Origin of the sequence: Xanthomonas bonasiae (genome assembly GCF_014836395.1) — a bacterium.
Classification (GTDB): domain Bacteria; phylum Pseudomonadota; class Gammaproteobacteria; order Xanthomonadales; family Xanthomonadaceae; genus Xanthomonas_A; species Xanthomonas_A bonasiae.
The window spans coordinates 199,374-218,318 of record NZ_JACSQX010000004.1 but is presented as its reverse complement, the minus strand read 5'-3'; the positions used below and the strand labels follow the sequence as shown (position 1 = coordinate 218,318).

At 69.6% G+C, this 18,945-nt stretch carries 14 protein-coding genes and 1 pseudogene; 3 read left to right on the top strand and 12 right to left on the bottom strand.

Annotation, left to right across the window (positions count from 1 at the left end; genetic code table 11):
- Positions 1-473: 473 nt before the first annotated feature.
- From H9658_RS07855 to H9658_RS07835, 5 genes are all read right to left on the bottom strand, one after another.
- Positions 474-2,756: a glycoside hydrolase family 3 N-terminal domain-containing protein gene (locus H9658_RS07855; protein WP_191824966.1), complete on the bottom strand. Its 2,283-nt coding sequence runs from the start codon at positions 2,754-2,756 to the stop codon at positions 474-476.
- 212 nt (positions 2,757-2,968) lie between these two features.
- Positions 2,969-3,568, bottom strand: a complete 600-nt coding sequence (locus H9658_RS07850) for a hypothetical protein (protein WP_191824965.1) — start codon at positions 3,566-3,568, stop codon at positions 2,969-2,971.
- Positions 3,569-3,711: 143 nt separating this feature from the next.
- Positions 3,712-4,506, bottom strand: coding sequence for a DUF4291 domain-containing protein (locus H9658_RS07845; RefSeq protein WP_225209820.1), 795 nt, complete (start codon positions 4,504-4,506; stop codon positions 3,712-3,714).
- Entirely contained in the window at positions 4,466-4,735 is a 270-nt protein-coding gene (locus H9658_RS07840; RefSeq protein ID WP_191824964.1) for a hypothetical protein, read from the bottom strand. Before H9658_RS07840 ends, H9658_RS07845 begins: the two co-directional genes overlap by 41 nt.
- 248 nt (positions 4,736-4,983) lie before the next feature.
- Entirely contained in the window at positions 4,984-5,940 is a 957-nt protein-coding gene (locus H9658_RS07835) for an NAD(P)-dependent alcohol dehydrogenase (protein ID WP_191824963.1), read from the bottom strand.
- 119 nt (positions 5,941-6,059) lie between these two features.
- Between H9658_RS07835 and H9658_RS07830 the strand changes: the two genes are divergently transcribed.
- From H9658_RS07830 to H9658_RS07820, 3 genes and pseudogenes are all read left to right on the top strand, one after another.
- Positions 6,060-6,665, top strand: a complete 606-nt coding sequence (locus tag H9658_RS07830) for a TetR/AcrR family transcriptional regulator (protein WP_263604319.1) — start codon at positions 6,060-6,062, stop codon at positions 6,663-6,665.
- Positions 6,666-7,166: 501 nt separating this feature from the next.
- Positions 7,167-8,612: a DUF763 domain-containing protein gene (locus tag H9658_RS07825; protein WP_191824961.1), complete on the top strand. Its 1,446-nt coding sequence runs from the start codon at positions 7,167-7,169 to the stop codon at positions 8,610-8,612.
- A 499-nt stretch (positions 8,613-9,111) separates the two neighbouring features.
- A pseudogene (locus H9658_RS07820) lies at positions 9,112-9,624 on the top strand (DUF6496 domain-containing protein); the annotation flags it as partial.
- A 224-nt stretch (positions 9,625-9,848) separates the two neighbouring features.
- Here the strand turns inward: H9658_RS07820 and H9658_RS07815 are convergent.
- The 7 genes from H9658_RS07815 to H9658_RS07785 form a co-directional block, all read right to left on the bottom strand.
- Complete coding sequence (locus tag H9658_RS07815; RefSeq protein WP_185813564.1) at positions 9,849-10,199, bottom strand: nucleotide pyrophosphohydrolase; 351 nt, start codon at positions 10,197-10,199, stop codon at positions 9,849-9,851.
- Between the two features lie 73 nt (positions 10,200-10,272).
- Complete coding sequence (locus tag H9658_RS07810) at positions 10,273-10,575, bottom strand: hypothetical protein (RefSeq protein ID WP_191824960.1); 303 nt, start codon at positions 10,573-10,575, stop codon at positions 10,273-10,275.
- Positions 10,576-10,903: 328 nt separating this feature from the next.
- Positions 10,904-12,079 carry an SGNH/GDSL hydrolase family protein gene (locus tag H9658_RS07805; protein WP_406848115.1) on the bottom strand — a complete coding sequence of 392 codons (1,176 nt, stop codon included), beginning with the start codon at positions 12,077-12,079 and terminating at the stop codon, positions 10,904-10,906.
- A 57-nt stretch (positions 12,080-12,136) separates the two neighbouring features.
- Complete coding sequence (locus H9658_RS07800) at positions 12,137-12,889, bottom strand: SDR family NAD(P)-dependent oxidoreductase (protein ID WP_191824959.1); 753 nt, start codon at positions 12,887-12,889, stop codon at positions 12,137-12,139.
- Positions 12,890-12,928: 39 nt separating this feature from the next.
- Positions 12,929-14,245 (bottom strand): MFS transporter, encoded by a 1,317-nt coding sequence (locus H9658_RS07795; protein ID WP_179570740.1) that lies wholly within the window; start codon positions 14,243-14,245, stop codon positions 12,929-12,931.
- Entirely contained in the window at positions 14,242-16,485 is a 2,244-nt protein-coding gene (locus H9658_RS07790; RefSeq protein WP_225209818.1) for an oligoalginate lyase, read from the bottom strand. Before H9658_RS07790 ends, H9658_RS07795 begins: the two co-directional genes overlap by 4 nt.
- The gene (locus H9658_RS07785) at positions 16,482-18,677 is read right to left on the bottom strand and encodes a polysaccharide lyase 6 family protein (RefSeq protein WP_191824958.1); all 2,196 of its coding nucleotides are present in this window, start codon (positions 18,675-18,677) and stop codon (positions 16,482-16,484) included. Before H9658_RS07785 ends, H9658_RS07790 begins: the two co-directional genes overlap by 4 nt.
- Positions 18,678-18,945: the final 268 nt, after the last annotated feature.

Genomic DNA, 18,945 nt, shown 5'->3' with positions numbered 1-18,945 from the left:
TCGCGCAAGTGACTAGCGCAAGTGCATCGCATCGCCAACGCAGCTGCCGCCGACATGCACAACCGATGCTGTTCGGGCGGCATGCGGGAAGTCGCACTGCGCCGTTCTTGGCGCAGGCGTTGCAGTGATAGCGCGTTGCCTCTGTAGGAGCGGCTTCAGCTGCGACGGTCTTTACTGATGGTGTCTGTCGCGGCTGAAGCCGCTCCTACAGGGTTCACTGTTGCGAAATGCTCCCGTTTCTCAGCCTACCAATTCGAAGCTGGCGGACACGCCGGCGGCTTCGGCCGATCAGGTCACGCACAGATCGAATAGTTCCGGCTCCACAGTCGGCTTTAGCGTCTACCCGAAGAACAGCAGATCTTCCACGTTGCATCCTGTAGGAGCGGCTTCAGCCGCGACCGGCTTTACGGATGGTGTCTGTCGCGGCTGAAGCCGCTCCTACAGGGTTCACCGTCGCGAAACGCTCCCGCTTCTCAGCCTATCAATTCGAAGCTGGCGGACACGCCAGCAGCTTCGGCAGATGGCGCTACCCACACATCGAACAGTCCCGGCTCCACAGTCGGCTTCAACGCCTGCCCGACGAACAGCAGATCCTCGCGGCGCAGCACGAATTCGACGGCGACGCTGCCGCCGGCCGCCACCGCGACCTTGCGGAAATCCTTCAGTTCGCGCACCGGGCGGGTGACGCTGGCGCTGCGGTCGCGTACGTACAGTTGCACCACTTCCTCCGCATCGCGCGTGCCGCGGTTGTGGATGCGCGCGCTGATCCGCAGCGTACCGTTGGCGGCGAGTCGCGCATCGCTCAGCGCCAGTTCGCCGTATTCGATGCGGCCGTAGGTCAGGCCGTGGCCGAACGGGAACAGCGCGGCGTTGGGCGCGGTGCGGTAGTGGGTCTTGTACGGCTGCAGCGCGTCCGGACGCGGGTCGGGGCGGCCGCTGGGCTTGTGCGTGTAGCTGTACGGCACTTGCCCGGCTGCATGCGGGAAGCTCACCGGCAGGCGCCCGGACGGACCGTGCGTGCCGAACAGGATGTCGGCCAGCGCCGTGCCGGAAGCCGATCCCAGGAACCAGCTCACCAGGATCGCCGGCGCTTCCAGCACCGCGCCGTCGAGCACCAGCGCGCGGCCGTTGCTGAGCACCACCACCACCGGCGTGCCGGTCGCCGCTACCGCGGCCAGCAGCGATTGCTGCGCCGGCGGAATGACGATCTCGGTGCGCGACTGCGCTTCGCCGGAATAGCGCAGCGGTTCGCCGATCGCCAGCACCGCCACGTCGGCGCCGACCGCGGCGGCGACCGCGGCCTGCACGCCGCCGGGCAGGCTGTGTTCGAACGCGCAGCCTTCCACCACCTGCAGCGCGTCGTGGTCGGCCAGTTGCGCGCGCAGCGCGGTGGCCAGGTCGTTGCCGCTGTCGTCGCCGCCGAACAACGTCCACGGGCCGGCACTGTCCACCCAGTTGGCGGCCATTGGCCCGATCAGCGCGATGCGCTGGCCGCGGCGCTTGAGCGGCAACAGCTCGCCGTCGTTCTTCAGCAGCACCACCGACTTGCGCGCCGCCTCGCGCGCCAGCGCCAGCGTTTCCGGGCGCCGCTGCCGCGCCTGCGCGCGCTCGGGCACGATGCGCAGGAACGGGTCGTCGAACAGGCCGAGGTCGGCCTTGAACCGCAGCACGCGGCGCACCGAGGCGTCGAGTTGCGCCATCGTCACCGCGCCATCGGCGACCAGGCCGGGCAGGTGCTGCAGGTACAGTCCGCTCTGCATGCTGATGTCCACCCCGGCCAGGAACGCCAGCCGTGCCGCATCGCGCGCATCCTTGGCGAAGCCATGCGCGATCAGTTCCTGGTCGCCGGTGTAGTCGGACACCACCAGCCCGCGGTAATTCCATTCGCCGCGCAGCACCTCGCTCAACAGCCAGGTGTTGGCGGTGGCGGGAATGCCGGCGATCTCGTTGAACGCGGCCATCGTGGTCACCGCGCCGGCGTCGAACGCGGCCTGGAACGGCGGGAAATACACCTCGCGCAGGGTGCGCTCGGAGATGTCGACGGTGTTGTAGTCGAGCCCGGCCTCGGCCGCGCCGTAGGCGGCGAAATGCTTGGGGCAGGCGGCCAGCGCATCGGCGTGTCCGATGCCCTCGCCCTGGAAGCCGCGCACCCGTGCCTGGGCGAAGCGGCGGCCGAGCAGCACGTCCTCGCCGCTGCCCTCCACGCCGCGGCCCCAGCGCGCGTCGCGGGCGATATCGACCATCGGCGCGAAGGTCCAGTCGATGCCGACCGCGCTGGCTTCCAGCGCCGCCGCGCGCGCGGTGCGCTGCGCCAGCTCCGGCTCGAAGCTGGCGGCTTCGGCCAGCGGCACCGGGAACACGGTGGTGAAGCCATGGATCACGTCGGCGGCGAACAGCAGCGGGATCTGCAGCCGGCTCTGCAGCGCGGCCTGTTGCAGCTGCTGGTGCCAGCGCACATTGGAGCCGTTGAAGATGCCGGTCAGGCGCCCGGCGCGCGCCGCGGCCAGCTGGCCTTCGGCGGTGGGGCGCACGTTGACCGGATTGGCCGCCGCCGCGGCATCGGTCTGCTGCGCCGAGCCGGACAGGGTCAGCTGCCCGGCCTTCTCCTCCACGGTCATGCGCGCGATCAGCGCATCGATGAAGGCCGGGGTCTTCGCCGCGTTGCGCGGCAAGGCGAAGCCCATCGGCACCTGCGACAGCAACGCGAACGAACCGGCGCCGAGCAACAGCCCGCGCCGCGTGGTGCGAAACGCCATGTGCGACTCCCCGTCAGTCCAGACGCAACGCTAACGGATCGACCAGGAAAAGCTGTGATGCGGTGCACGATGGGCAGCGGCGTCAGGCGGTCCCAGGATGCTGGGCGATTGGCCCGGAAGCGCCACGACGATGTGTGGTTCGCTGCACCAGGGCTCGCTGCTGTCGCCGGCATTTGCGATGCGGTCTCGCAACAGCCCTCTTTCGGGCGGGTTCAAGCCTGGTACCACTCCAACGCATCCAGAAATTGCGCGGCCTGCGCGGCGCTGCCCAGATACGACGCCAGGGACGAGACGACCGCCGCTCGCGCCGTTGCGAGCAGTTCGTCGGTGTCGTCGAACGCGTCGTCGCCCAGTTCCGCCATGGCGTTGGCGATGGTGGCCAGGCCGCCGAATGCGCTGTCCAGGCTGGCCGCCAGCCGCTTCGGTTGCCACGCGCCGGCACCGTGAAACGCGAACAGCACCTCGCCGCTGGCGACGTCGAGAATGAAAGGATCCGCGCCCTGGTCGGCGACCACCAGCCACTGTTCGCTCCAGTCCGCAAGGCGTTCGCCGCTGACGGCATTCCACCGGTATCCGGCTTGCAGTTGCCAGAGCTTGTGCAGCGGCGGAATGTCGACCGGGTTGCCGCCGATGTCGAGCGACACGCCGGTCGGGCCCACGTGCGCGTGGTAGGTCTCGCCCCACGGCCCCACCTGCGCATAGAAATCGGCGAGCGTCGCCGGCAGCGGGATCGGTCCCTGCCAGTCGGACGCCGGTTGCGGGCGTAGCTCGCCCCAGGGGGCGAGCAGGGTGCGAAGCGCGGTGTAGGACATCGGTTTCCTGCGGCAGTCGGGATGGCCGACAGTATGCCCGCGCACGCGGTGTGCCAGGCGCGGTGCGCGGTCGTGCAGCGCCGTATTGTCGCGCTGCGTGCATCCGCGCCGCGCGTGGCGTACGCCGCGGCTATCCGCTTCCCTCAGAAGTCGAGGCCGACGGCGCGCGCGGCGCTCGCTTCGGGCATATAGACCCGTTCGTGCGGCAAGCACAGCGACGCCTCGCCGTGGCGCAAGTTGGCGGCCTGTGCGTGCACGAAGTCGGTGATGTCGGCGATCGTCATGGCCTGCTGCGCGCCGTAGCGGCGCAGCGCCTCGCCGCGCAGGCCCAGTTGCAATGCGCGACGTTCCAGTGGGGTGCCGTCGGGCGCATGGTCGGGGTCCCATTGCAGGCGCACGTCGGAATGGCGGATCGCGGCCTGCCACTCGCCGTGGCTGGAAAAGCGCGACGGATCGAACGCGGAAGGAACCGCCGCGCGCAACAGCGCATCGAAGAACGCACGCGGCAGACGCACCGCCAGGATCCGTTCCTGTCCTTCCTTTTGCGCCCATCCCGAGCGATACATCATCCACAGGAAGTTCGGTTTGATCCAGCTCATCCGTTCGTAGCTGAATTCCCCGCCGAAGCGTTGCTGCGCGACCGCAAACTGCGCGATCGACGGGCGGTACGCCTGGTAGACGACGATCGACTCGGCGTCGAAGTGCGCCAGGATGTGGCGGCCCTGCCGCGGCCAGGTGGCTTGCAATGCCACGTACGTTGCTTGTTTCATCACTGCGGAAGTGTACGCAGATGCGCTGCCGGGGGCGATTGCGCTGGTCACGGGCGCGCGAACTTGGCGCGCGATCGCGTGCCGCCACGCAGGTGCCTCGCGCGGCGACCTGGCGCGTTGGCGCGCGCTACCGCCGGTCGTTTGCCGCAACCTGCGCGTCGCGCGCATTGTCGCGTTGCGCCAGGTCCTTGCCGATGCCGTAGCCGAAGGCGACGAGCAGGAACAGGAGCACGAGCCCGGCGTACAGCTGTCCCTGGCGCGTGTCGTTGTGCAGCGCCAGGATGGCGAGGCAGACCAGGGCCGCGCTGAAGTACAGCGGGCTAACGCACAGGCCGAGTACCACGAACAGGCTGATGGCGCCGGAGAGAGCGGGCGCGACGGTTTTGTTGGCGGACATCAGGATTCTTCCTTGTTGGCGTGGCCCAGGACGGTCGCGCAGCGTGGTCGACTGCGCGGGTGCGGTGCGGCGGCATCGGCCGCCGCGTCGAGCATCGCCTGCGTGGCGGGGGCGGTCAAGCCAGGCGCGGGCGCTCCGATTTCCCCGCGCTGGCGCTGCCGCGCGGACAGTGTTGGGGGCGCCCGCTCGCGCGTCCGGCCCGCTACGACGTTTTGCCGTGCAACGCCGCCGCCGCAGGCCACCCCCGACTACAGCGCCGAGCGCGCCATGTCGATCACGAAGCGATAGTGCACGTCGCCTTTCTGCAGCCGCGCGAAGGCTTCGTTGATCTGCTCCATCGCCAACATCACCGGGCGGAATTCCAAATGGTCCGGCATGCCCAGCGCGCACAAGGTGCCGTCCAGCTTCAATGCCAACAGCATCGCGTCCATCGGGTAGGCCGAGGACACCGTGTCGAGAATGAAATCGAAGCGGTACGCCTGCGCCTGCATCTGCGCCGGATCGGTGGACAGCACCACTTCGTGCGCGCCCAGGCGCTGCGCTTCGGCGGCTTTCTTCGGCGAGGTGGTGAAGGCGACCACGTGCGCGCCCAGCGCGCGCGCGAACTTCACCCCCAGATGGCCGAGCCCACCGATGCCGACCACGCCCACGGTGCTGCCGGGACCCACCTGCCAGTGCCGCAGCGGCGAGTAGGTGGTGATGCCCGCGCACAGCAGCGGCGCCGCCGCGGCCGGATCCAGGCCTTCGGGCAGCGGATAGACGAAGTGCGCGTCGGCCACGTAGTACTCGGCATAGCCGCCGCGGGTGCGGCTGCCGTCGATGCGGTCGGTGCCGTCGAAGGTGAGGGTGGGGAATTCGCGGCAGTACACCTCCATCTGCGCGCGGCACGGTTCGCACACGCGGCAGGAGTCGACGATGGTGCCGATCATCACCCGCTGGCCGACCGCGAACTCGGACACCGCCGCGCCCACTTCCACTACTTCGCCGACGATCTCGTGGCCGGGGACCAGCGGGAATTCGCCGCCCCAGTGGTTCACCGAGTGCAGGTCGGAATGGCAGACGCCGGCGAACAGCACCTTTACCGCCACGTCGCGTTCGCGCACCGCGCGGCGCTCGAAATGCCACGGCACCATCGCGCCGCCTTTTTCCAGGGCGGCGTAGGCGCGGGTGGGGCGGGGCTGGGCAGGTAGGGCGATCGCGTTCATGAGGGGCTCCGGTGCTTTACAATTTGGCTGGAAATGTAAGAGTGACAACTTTACAAATTATGTCAAGTGTAAAATCCGCTTCGCCCGTTGCGGCTCTGCCGAGCAAGGAGACGCGCATCATGGATGCCGCCTTCCAGCTGTTCCTGCGCCATGGCTACCGCAAGGTCAGCATCGGCGACATCGCCGAGGCGGCGCAGATGTCGCGGCCGTCGCTGTACGCGTCGTTCCCGAACAAGGAGGCGATCTTCGCGGCGATGGTGCTGCGTCAGCGCGACCGCTGCCTGGCCGAATCCGCTGCGCGCTTGCGGCCTGGACAGGATCTGGAAGCGCGGCTGCGGCAGCTGTTCGACATCTGGGTGCTGGAGCCGACGGCCTCGGTGATCGATTCGGAGAACGGCATCGAACTGCTGGCCAAGTGCGGCGACTACGCGCCGGAGGCGCTGGCCGCGCTGTACGCAGAGCTGGAGGCGCAACTGGTGGCGACGCTGCAGCCGGAAGTGCATGCGCCAGCGGCGATGTCGGCGGCGGACATCGCCTACATCCTGCGCCTGGCCACCACCAGCCTGAAGGCCTCGGCCGACAACGAGGGCGATTTGCGGCGTTTGATCGGCGGGCTGATCGCGATGACGCTGGCGACGGTGCGCGCGGGGGAGGGGGCAGGCAAGCCTGTGGTGGCGTCGGCGTCGGCGTCGGCGTCGGCGAAGCGGAAGCGTGGCGGCGGCTGAGTCGGTGGGCGTTGGATCATCGCGATCTGCGCTGCGGGCTTTTTCTTCGAGTAAGCAAGGCTTCGGCGCCGATCCTGTTCGAAGCCGTGAAGTGCGCCGCTTCGTTCGTCGCGACTGAAGTCGCTCCCACAGGGGGGCTTGCGGCGAGCTGGCTGGGTGCACTGTGGGAGGGGCTTCAGCCCCGACTGCATGAGGCTGGAAGTCGCGCGGCTTCCTGGCTTTTGTGTTGCGGTGGAGGTTTGTGGTGGAGTCGCGGCCGGTCTTTCATCCATCACAGGCTGATAGGCGCGCTGCTTGGTTTGTCGCGGCTGAAGCCGCTCCTACAGGGGCTTGCGGTGGGCTGGCGGTGTGCATTGGGGGAGGGGCTTCAGCCCCGACTGCAGGGTGGTGGGGATCGCGCGGCTTCTTCGCTGAATTGCTCAGTCTTGCTGCGGTCGCAAGTCGCGCGATGAGACGCGGCCTGGCTACGCTGGCGATCCGTTTTTCTTCGGAGTTCCGTGCATGAGCCGACGTTCCGGCAGCGCCGATCTGCCCCTGCACGGTGGCCGCGTGCCGCATTGGCTGGGCGAGCGCATGACCCGGCTCGGCGCGGTGATGTGCCAGGCCATCGTGCACAGCTATGGCCGCGACGAACTGCTGCGGCGCCTGGCGCATCCGTTCTGGTTCCAGTCGCTGGGCGCGGTGATGGGCATGGACTGGCATTCCTCGGGCATCACCACCAGTGTGCTGGGCGCGCTGAAGCGCGGGCTGACGCCGCTGTCCGCCGAATTGGGCATCCACGTGTGCGGTGGGCGCGGGCGGCATTCGCGCGCCACGCCCGATGAGTTGTGCGCGGTGGGCGAGCGTACCGGGCTGGACGGCGTCGGCCTGGCGCGCGCCAGCCGGCTGGTGGCGAAGGTGGACAGCGCCGCGGTGCAGGACGGGTTCGATCTGTATCTGCACGGTTTCATCGTCAGCGACGACGGGCAGTGGGTGGTGGTGCAGCAGGGCATGAACGGGGCCAGCAAGCAGGCACGGCGCTATCACTGGCTGTCCGAAGGGCTGAGCAGCTTCGTCGATGCGCCGCATGCGGCGATCGACGGGCCGGGGCAGGGCCGCATCGTCAATCTCGCCGACCATCGCGCGGCCGCGTCGCGGGCGGCGCAGGTGGAACTGCTGCAGGCGCTGGGGCCGGACCGGATCGCGCAGGAATACGGCGCGTTGCAAGCGTCTTCGGCGAACGCGGCGGCGTCCGCGCCGCGTGCGCCGACAGTCGCCGGCGCGAACTCGGTGCACGGTGCGATGGCCGCCGCGCATGCGGCGCCGGGCGCGCGCAACGTGGCGGCCGACGCGCTGTTCGCGCCGAGCGGCGACCTGTTCGCCGCCACGCCCGAGGCGATGCCGGCGCGCAGGCCGCCCGGTCTGCCGCACCTGTCGCTGCCCGACCACCACGACGTGCGTGGCAGCGACATCGTGACCCGGCGCCTGCACGGCAACCTGGCCGCGGCGGCCGAATGCGGGCCGCAGGATTTCACCGAACTGCTGCAGGTCCCGGGCGTCGGCGCGCGCACCGTGCGCGCACTGGCGCTGGTGGCCGAGGTGCTGCACGGCGCGCCGTGCCGGTTCACCGATCCGGCACGGTTCTCGATGGCGCATGGCGGCAAGGATGGGCATCCGTTCCCGGTGCCGACCCGCGTCTACGACCACACCATCGGTGTGCTCAAGACCGCGGTGGCGCAGGCCAAGCTGGGCCGCGAGGAAAAGCTGGAGGCGATCCGCCGGCTGGATGCGCAGGCGCGCCTGCTCGAGCCGCACGCGCGCGGGCCGTCGGTGGAGGCGTTGATCGCCGAGGAGCGGCGCGCGTCGCACGGGTACGGCGGGCGCAGCGTGTTCGGCTGGGAGCCTGCTCCGGCCGACGCGGCGAGTGCCGCCGGCGATGCGCCAACCCGACGCGTGCGTCGCCAGTAGCTCGCTGCACCAGGAGCGGTGCGCGCGCCGGCAGCGGCGCGCGGGAGTCCGATCGTCAGGCAATGCCAGGCGCTTGGTGCGCTGGCCGACGTCCGGCGCGGACGAAGCGCGAGATCTGCCGGCAGCCAGGGATGACGACTTCGGGAACATCGCCCAGGAAACGTCGCGCGGCACCGGCAATGCGATGCGCGCGCAGCGTGGCCGCCGGATCTGACGAACCGCGCTGCGGTGGCGACATGGCGGCGTGTATCGCGTCTTGCCAGGGCGGGTGAGCGGCACGTTCGAACGCAAGTGCGGTCTGTCTTGCGTATCGTCCGGGCATGTCGAGCCGCGCGCGCACGTGTCGGCCGGCGTGTGCTCGCGGCATCGCACCGCTGCGCACCCGCAAAGCGCACCACGCGCAGTGCACATCGGCTTCGCATGGTTTATGCCGGTTCTTTACTTTTTGCTTGTTACACCTGTGGCGATGGCCAGTTCCGGCCGCATGCAGGAGAACGACATGCCGACGCAATCCACCACCGCCCGCGCCAAGCGCGCCAAGCGCGAAGGCAAGGCGGGCAGCACCCAGGCCGGCGAATTCGTCCGCGAGGAGATCGACCGGGTGCGCGAGGGCAAGACCACGGTGAAATCGACCAAGCAGGCGATCGCCATCGGCCTGTCCAAGGCGCGCCGTGCCGGGGTCAAGACCGGTGCGTCCAAGACCGCTTCCAAGTCCACCAAGAAGAAGGTCGCGCAGGAAGAGGCGAAGGGCGGCAAGGCCGGCGCGCCGTCGCCGACGCGTTCGCGCGGTGCCAAGAAAGCCCTGAAGACCGCCAGCAAGGGCAAGACCGCCACGCGGACCGTGGGCAAGAAGGCTTTGTCCACGCAGGCCAAGACGGCGGCCAAGAAGCGCACCGCCAGCAGCCGTTCGGCCGCGGCGAAGAAAGCCGCACAGACCAAGGGCGCCAGCGTGCGCAAGAGCGCGGCGAAGAAGGCGGCGCGGACGCGGGCGAAGAAGGCCGCGAGCGGTGCCTCCACTGCAAGGAAACCTGCGGCGAAGAAGACGGCGGCCACGAAGCGCGCGCCGCGCAAGCGTGCTGCGAAGAAGGCCGCTGCGCGGTAGGGGGCAAAGGCCTTGGCGGAGGCTTCTTTCAATTCCTCACTCTCTTGTAGGAGCGGCTTCAGCCGCGACAGACTCTACGGACAGAGCCTGTCGCGGCTGAAGCCGCTCCTACAACGGCGGGCGTGAGGCGGCGCCTACAATTCGGTGTATTTGGTGATGCGGCCCTTGGCGCGGTCCACCGGGTACTTGGCGGCATTGACCTGCATCTTCTGCCGCGCCGCTTCGATCGGGTCGATGCCCAGCTTGTCGCACAGCTGCAGCAGGTACAGCAGCACGTCGGCGACTTCGCTGCCGACCTGGGCCTTCTTGTCGTCCGACAGTTGCCGGCTCTGCTCGTCGGTGAGCCACTGGAAATGCTCGAGCAGTTCCGACGCCTCGACCGACAGCGCCGCGGCCAGATTGCGCGGGGTGTGGAACTGGCCCCAGTCGCGTGCGTCGGCGAACGCGCGCTGGGCGGCTTGCAGGTCGTGGAGGCTGTCGGGCATGGGCTGGATCCGCGGGCGGGAACGCGCATGGTAATGCACCACCGGATCCGCTCGCGGCGGCCGCGGCGCGGCCTCAGTGGCCGCTTTCCTCGCGCCAGCGGGCGATGGCATCGGATACCGCTTCGCCGTGATCGCGCGACACATCGCGCGGGTGCCGCGGCGACGCGGTGTCGCGGATGCGCGTGGCCAGGGCGTCGCAGGCGGCGTGTCCGCCCTGCTGCACCTGTGCGCATTCGTCGGGGTCGAGCCGGATCAACAGCGAGTAGCCGAACGCGGACGCGCTGCAGTTCACGTCCAGAAAGCGCTCCGCGCCGGATTGCAGCAGGAACCAGGCATGCGCGGCGTGGTCCAGTACGCGGAAGTGCGCGGCGCTCATGACGCGGCTGCCTGGTGGCGCGTTCCGTTCGCGCAGGGGCCGTGACGACGCGGGAGGGGCGGGAGCGCGACGTGAGTGCGGCCGAGCGGGCAGGGCTGGGTGTGCATTGTCATGCGCATAGCCTATCCCGATCGCGTCGACGGGCCTCAGCGCTTGCTCGATCCAGATCGATGTCGTCTGTGCGGGCGTCTGCCGGTGATTTCGGGTCTTCGCTCGCGAAGGGCTTGGTCGGTCATGCCCGTCGCGACTGAAGTCGCTCCCACAGTGTCGGGGATCTCTGTAAAAAAACGCTTGCCGACAGGCCCCGGTCGCGGAAGCGGCGCCGCCGTCAGCGCACCTTGCAGCCGAACAGCGACAGGTCGATGGCGTTGGCCATGCGCGCGTAGCCGGCGTCGTTGGGATGCAGGTGGTCGCGGGTGATGGCGGCCGGCAGCGATTCGGGGTTGTCGGGCATGCGCAGGATCGCGTCGAAGTCGATCACCGCATCGAACGTCTTGCCGTCGCGGATGAAGGCGTTCAAGGCCTGGCGCGTGGCGGCGGACACGGGTTCGTAGCGTTCCGATGCGCCGAACGGGGTCAGCGTCGCCCCGATCGTGGCGATGCCGTGCTGGCGCAGGCGTTCGACCACTTGCCGGTAGCCCAGTTGCATGTCCGCCGCGGTGCGTCCGGGCGCGAACGCCGGCGGCCCGCTGTGGCGGATGTCGTTGATGCCTTCGAACAGCAGCACCTGGTCGACGCCGGGCAGCGCCAGCACGTCGCGGTCCAGGCGCGCGAGGGCGCTGGGGCTGCGGCCGGCGTCGAGCAGCTTGTTGCCGCTGATGCCGGCGTTGAGCACCACCACCTGGCCCGGGCAGGCCTGCTCCAGGCGCTTGCCCAGCAGCGCCGGCCAGTCGCCGTTGCTGCCGCGCGCGGCGGTGGCGCCTTCGGTGATCGAATCGCCCAGCGCCACCACCACCCGCGGCGCTGCGGTGGTCTGCGCATACACCGCCGACACCACGTTCTGCCGGTAGCTCAGCGCGGTGGCGTCGCTCACGTCGACATCGCCCTCGGCCACGCGCACCGCCGTGCGGCGCACCGCCGGCCGCGTGGCCTCCGGGAAATACAGCGTCAGCGCGATCTCGGCCAAGGCCGGCGCGCGCAGCGCCACCGGATCGCTGAGCAGGACGCCGCCGGGCGGCAGCACGATCTCGCGGCGGCCGTCGAACAGGACCGGCTGCGCCGGCCGGGCGGCACCGGCCAGGCGCACCGATGCCGCGCCGATCTTCAGCGGCGCGGTGCCCAGTTCGTTGCTGATGCGGAAGCGCAAGGCCTGCGCGGCGGTGCCCAGGCGCATGTCCTGGCGCACGCTCTGCCGCTCGAACTGCAAGGAGCTGCCGGCCGGACCGTCGAGCCGGTCCGGCGTGGGCGAGGCGATCCACGCCGGCAGCCAATGCGCGGCTTGCTGCGCCGCCGCCGGCAGCGCCATGCACAGCGCGAGCGCGGCGGCGACCGCGCCCCTCCACAACAACGGCCGCAAGGGCGGGAATCGCAACGACATGAGCGTGGCTCCTACGCGTTCGGGTCAGGAAAAATACACGCCGCCGTTGACGTCGAGATTGGCGCCATTGATGAAGCTCGCGGCATCGGAGGCCAGGTACAGCGCCGCGTCGGCGGCTTCCTCGGCACGGCCTTCGCGGCGCAGCGGGGTGGCGTTGGCGACGAAGGCGCGCACTTCCGGCTTGGTGAAGTCGTCGTGGAAGCGGGTGGCGATCATGCCGCAGCACAGCGCATTGACGCGGATGCCGCGCGGGCCCAGTTCCTTGGCCATCGCCCGCGAGAAGGTCATCACCGCGGCCTTGGCGGTGGCGTAGATCGCCGCGCCGGGACCGCCGCCGTCGCGTCCGGCCAGCGAGGCGAAATTGACGATCGCGCCGCCTTCGGCCATGTGCGGCGCCACCGCCTGCGTGGTCAGGTACACCGACTTCAGGTTGAGGTCCATGACCTGGTGGAAGAAGGCTTCGTCGATGTCGGCCAGCGGCTTGCGCGCGAGCATGCCGCCGGCGACGTTGACCAGCACGTCGATGCGCTGGCCGAACGCCTGTTGCGTCGCCGCGACCAGCCCGGCCACGGCCTGCGCGTCGGCGGCGTCGGCGCGGTGCACGATGGCCTGGCCGCCGGCGGCCTGGATCTGGCGCAGGGTTTCCTCCGCGCTGGCCGCGTCGTTGGCGTAGTTGATGCACACCTTGGCGCCGGCCGCGGCCAGCTTCAGCGAAACCTCGCGGCCGATGTCGCGGCCGCCGCCGGTGACGATGGCCACCTTGTCTTGGAATTGCATGCGCGATGAGTCCTTGCGTTGTGGGGAAAGGGGATGCGATCAGCCGCCGGTGGCGGGATCGTCGAGTTTTTCGATGCGGCCGGTCACCAGCCACAGCGCGGCCAGCGAGGCCGGCACCAGCGCGGCGACGAGAATGAACATCGGCGCATAGGAGTGGGCGGTCATCACCGGCACCAGCCAGGTGGTGATCAGGGTGCCGGCCACCGCGGCCATGCCGCCGATGCCGGCCAGCGAGCCGACCGACTTGCCGTCGAACAGGTCGCCGGGCAGGGTCTGGATGTTGCCGATCGCGATCTGGAAACCGAACAGCACCGCGGCGATGGTCAGCACCGCGATGGTCGGATCGGCGGCGAGGACCGCGCCGAGCAGGGCCGGGGCCATGATTGCGCCGCCCAGGGTGATGGTCCATTTGCGCGCGCGATCCACGCTCCAGCCGGCCGCGATCAGGCGCCCGGACAGCCAGCCGCCGGACAGGCTGCCGAGCATCGCGCCGACGAACGGCACCCAGGCGAACGCGCCGATCTGCTTGATGTCGAAATGGAAGGTCTCGGCCAGGTAGATCGGCAGCCACGACACGAACAGCCACCAGATCGGGTCGATGAAGAAGCGCGACAGCACGATGCCCCAGCTCTGCCGGTGCGACATGATCTGGCGCAGGCTCGGCAGGTAGGCCGGCTTGTCCGCGGCGCTGCCGTCGGCCGGCGCGTCCAGGATCAGCGCGCGTTCGGCGGCATCCACCCAGGGGTGTTTGTCGGGGCCGGCGCGGTAGATCACCAGCCACGGCAGCAGCCACACGAAGCCGAGCGCGCCGACCAGCACGAAGGTGCCCTTCCAGCCCAGCCACAGGAACAGCAGCGCGATCAGCGGCGCCGACACGATCGCGCCGATCGAGGCGCCGGCGTTGAAGATGCCCTGCGCCAGCGCGCGCTCGCGCGCCGGGAACCACTCGGCGTTGGCCTTCACCGCGCCCGGCCAGGCGCCGGCCTCGCTGATGCCGAGCATCGCCCGCACGATGCTGAAGGAGACGATCGAATGGGTCAGCGCATGCAGCGCGATCGAGATCGACCACACCGCGATCGACAGCGCGAAGCCCATGCGCGTGCCGATGATGTCGAACAGGCGCCCGAACACGAACTGGCCGGCGGCGTAGAACAGCATGAAGATGGTCACCAGCAGCGCGTAGTCTTCCTTGGTCGCGCCGATGTCCTGCGAGATCGCCGGCCACATCACCGCCAGCGCGTTGCGGTCGATGTAGTTGATCACCGTGGCCACCGCGATCAGGCCCACGATCATCCAGCGCACCGCGCTGCGCTTGGTTGGTCTTGCCGCGCCTGCACCGGACATGGGCGTGCTCATTTGCCGCCCGCCGCGCGGTCGAAGCGCGCGTAGCCGCCGCGCCACGTGTAGCGCTGGCCCTGCGCCTGCACGCTGTGTTCGCGCTCGGCGGCGGCATCGTCGGCCACCGCCAGCGCCAGGGTCTTGCCCGAGGCCAGGGTCAGCACGATCACCTCGGCATCGTCGCCGCGCACGCGGGCGATGGCGCGGATGCGGCTGTCGGCGCCGTGCACGTATTCGGCGGTGCCGTTGTATTCGCCGTGCGGTTCCAGCACGCCGAAGAAGCTCACGTCGGCCTGGCCGTCCACGCGCTGCAGCAGCATCGGTTCGCGGCGCAGGTTGAAGTCCGGATCGTTGGCGCCGCTCTCGGCCAGGATCGCGCGCGACGGCGCGCTGCTGCTGAAGCGATACGTGTAGAAGCGCCCGTCCAGCAGCCAGCTCAGGCTGCGCGGCGCCGGCGACGCGTCGCTGCTCGCGTCCACCCACAGGTGCTGGTAGCCGTTGGCCTTGCCCAGCACCGGGCGTTCGGCCAGCGCGCGCTTGGCGTCGAAGCCGACCTGCATGATGTGGCCGTTGAAATGCAGCGGCAGGTCGTAACGCGCCGGCTTGGCGCCGTGCACGCGCAGCAGGTCGATCACGATCGGCAGGCCGAGATCCGGATGCGTCAGCAGCGCCTGGGTGCGGGTGAAGCTGACGCCTTCGTAGGCGTGATCCATGCGCGCGGACACGATCTGGGTGTCGGTGTCGCGGGCGAACAGCAGCGGCGTCGGCGCGTAGTCCTCGCCCACCCGCCAGTCGCCATCGAAGTGGCTGCGCTCGTTCACCACCAGCGTGTTGTGCGCCACCGTGGTCTTGGCCCAGCTGGTGTTCTCCGGCAGGTAGATGCCGCCGGACTTGGCTTCCACGTTGAGGAAGCGTGCCGCGCCGTAGTCGGTGACCACGCGCTGGCCGTTGTCGTAGAACAGCCAGTTCAACTTGTCGAAGTGGCCGTGGCCCATGCCCTGCGAGGTGTTCTTCATCACCAGGGTCTGGCCGTCCTCGCCACCGGCGCGCAGGATCGCCAGCGCGCCGTGATCGCCGTCGGCGCCGTCGCGCAGCAGCGCGGAGCTGAACGCGAACGGCTTGGCCTTGTCCTGCGCCAGCGCCACGGCCACGCCCAGGCCCTCGGGGGTCAGCAGCACGCGCTGCTGGCGTTGCGCGATCGACAGCAGCTGCGCGTCGTGGGTCTGCGCGTAGGCGATGCCGAGGCCGGCGACCAGTTCCTCGGTGTCCAGGCCCTTGTCCAGGATCGCGTCGTTGATCGGGAAGAAGTAGCCGGCGTAGCTGCTCTGCACCAGCGTATCGACCGCCTTCAGCAGTACGCCGTCGCGGCGCTGGAAGATCTTCTGCTGCGGCTGGTTGCGTTCGATCGCGCTGGCGAACAGCACGAACGGCGCCAACGCGTAGCGCTGGTAGTAGGGGCCTTCGGCGTAGTAGCCGTCGGGCGAGAACAGTTGATCGATCTGCTTGAGGAAGCCGGCGTTGCCGTCCTGCCTGCTGCCGCGCAACGCCTTGTCGACCAGCGTCCGGTCGCGCAGCACGTAGCCGGTCATGCCGACCGCGGCCACCGCCCAGGTGGCGTGGTTGTGGATCTTGTCGAAGTTGTCCGCGCTCTCGTCGCACAGGAAGTGCGCCATGCGCCGGAACACCTGCTGGTCGATGGTGTCGCGATCGGCAGGGGTGAGGCTGTCGCGGATCGCGTCGTAGCCCTGCGCGGCGTAGACCAGCCACACCGAGTCGTTGAGCGATTGCCAGAACAGCCGGCCCGGCACCTGGCCGCGCCCGGCCGGATGCGCGCCCAGGGTCGGGTACAGCGTGGCGTAGGCCAGCAGCAGGTCGCGCGCGTAGTCGGCGTAGGCGCGCTCGCCGGTGAGCCGGTACAGCGCGCCGGCGGCCTGGATCGCCTGGTAGTTGCGCTTGTGCTGCTCGTGGCTGGCGCCGCCGCCGGGGTCCTTCGGCAGCGGCACGTCGATGCCGGCCTGCATCGCCTTGCGCAGGCTGGCTTCGGCGCGCGCCTGCTCGCGCGCGAACAGCGGATAGCGCGCGCCATCGCTGGCCATCTGCCGCCATTGCGCGGCGGTGACCAGCACCGGGGCGGCGTCGCTGGCGGCATTGTCGCTCGCGGCCCGGGCCGCGGGCGTCGCGGCAGGCGCGGCCCAGGCGGCGGGCGCGCTGGCGGCGACGGCCAGCACCAGCAGCATCAGGCGAGTGGATCGGGTCATAGCAAAGGCTCCGCGCCGGCATCGGCCGGCAGGGCCGGGGTGCCGAGGAATTGGTTGCGGGTGGCGATCAGGTGCGGTGTGCCGGTGGTGCGCACGTCGCTGATCGCGGCGCTGTCGATGAAGTGGTTGTCGCGCAGGAAGGTGCGCTGCACGCCGTGCAGGCGCAGCGACGGCGCATCGGCGCCGCCGACGCGTTCGAAGCGCGAGCGGTCGATCGTCAACACCGGGCCGAAGGTGCTCTCGTCGCGGCCGCCGCGGTACAGATCGACCGCCGGCCCGCCGATGCGGCGGAACTGCGAGTCGGCGATCTCCACGTACGCGGCGTTGTAGGTGCCGCGGTCGTCGGTTTCCGCATGCGCCGACAGCACCGCGCCGGAGACGTCTTCCACCACCACCCGGCGCAGCGCGATGCGTTCGGCCAGGGTGCCCTTGCCCAGCGCGATCACGTCGAAGCCGCGGTTGACGGTGAGGCCGTGGATGCGGCTGTCCTCGACGATCAGGTCGTAGTTGGCGGCATTGGAACCGGGCGCGGTGCGGACCACCGCATTGCCCACTTCGTCCGGCGCGGCACTGCCGTCGATCTGCAGCCGCGCCAGCTTCAGCGCGCCGCCGGCCTCGATCTGGAACAGCGTGGCGCGCGAGAACGCGATCTGCGCCTGGCCGCGGGCCGGGCCTTCGACGCTGAGCGGATGGCGCAGCGCCAGCACCTGGTCGACCTGGTAGCGGCCGGCGTCCAGTTGCAGGCGATCGCCGGCACCGGCGGCGGCCACCGCGTGCGCCAGCGTGTCGTTGCCGGGCCGCACGCGCTGGCGGCGGCCGCTGTCCAGCGCCACCGGCACCGTCTCCTTCGCATACCAGGCCACGCCGACGTCGTCGCGCGGCACATAGGTCAGCGCAGGGTCGGCGCCGATGCCGCCGGCGTCCGCCGCGACCAGCAGGCCGGTCGCGGCGCGCGTCATCGTCAGCGTACGGCCGGTCACGCCACCAGGCAGCCGCGGCGAGGCGGCCGGACTCTGCAGGTTGCCGGCGAAGGCGATGCCGGACAGGTCGCCGAGCACGCGCACCGGGTCGTGCTCGGCGACGATCAGGTTGTCGGCGAAATCGCTGTCGATCGGCGCGGCGGTGCGTTCGTCGTCCTTGCCGGCGCCGAAGAACAGCTGCTTGCCGGCGACGAAGGTGTTGTGCTCGATCAGCGCTTGCTGCACCTGCACGTAGCGGTTGGCCGGCGAATCGGGCACGCCGTACATGATGCTCAGCGCCGCCGAATAGCCGTCGCCGGCCAGCCCTTCCAGGTAGTTGTTGCGCACGGTCTGCCTGCGGTTGATGACGCGGATGCCGCCGGTGTCGTCCTTGCCGTCGCCGAAGAACACGTTGTTCTCGACCAGGTTGCCGTCGCCGTGGCGCAGCACCAGCGCGCCGCGCGAGCGCTTGAACACGTTGCCGCGGTAGGTGTTGCCGCCGGACTTGTTGGAGACGATCTCCACTTCGCCGTCGCAGCCTTCGAACCAGTTGTTCTCGACCAGCGAGTTGGAATCGGAACTGGCGTCGTTGCTGGTGCCGATGCGCAGGGTCTCGCCGCCGTTGGCGCCCAGGTTCGGCCGCGGGCCGAACCAGTTGTGGTCGATGCGGTGGCGGTTGTCCAGGCCCTGCACCGCATCGCGGACCACGACCATGGTCGGGCCGGCGTTGTTCTTGCCGACCAGCTGGTTATGGTCGAAGCGGTTGTGGCTATCGTACATCGCCACCCAGTTGTCCGAGCGGCTGCGCTCGGGCTGGTTGAAGCGGTCGACCACGACCCGGGTGATGCGGCTGTGGCGCGCCCGCTCCTTGCTGGAGACGCGGTAGGACAGCACCGCCTCGGTCGGGCTGTAGCCGTCGCGGAACACCAGGTCGCTGACCACCAGATAGGCGCCGGCCATGCGCAGATTGGACTGGCCAGTGATGATGACCTGGCCCGGGGTCTGCGCGCTCAGGCGGATCGGTTGCGCGGCGGTGCCGGTGCCGGCGAACACGATCTGGAAGTCGCGCCACTCGCCGTTGGCCAGGATCACGTGGTCGCCGGGTTGCAGGGAGCCGGTGGCGGCACGGTACTCGGCCGGGGTGGCGACGAGGATGTCGGCGGCATCGGCCTGGCCGGCGGCCAGGGCGAGCAATAGCAGGGCGAAGCGGTTGCACGGGGCGTTCGATGCCATGGTCTGCCTCCTCTCGATGCGTGCCGTGGCGGCGCCGCCGTGGGCCGGATGGTAGCAGAGGTCGAACGCTCGTCAACCAGATCTGCATACCAAAAATCATTTATCTGGAAAGGTAGTTTGGCGCGGAATTCGTGCTGCAAGCGCACATAAAATAAGATCAATTGCACGTACCAATTGGCCTGGACGGATATTTCTACCAATTTGTTGACATTGGTCGGGGACCGGTGAAGGCTCCGCTCCCAAGTCGTAGCCCTTACGGCGTTCACTC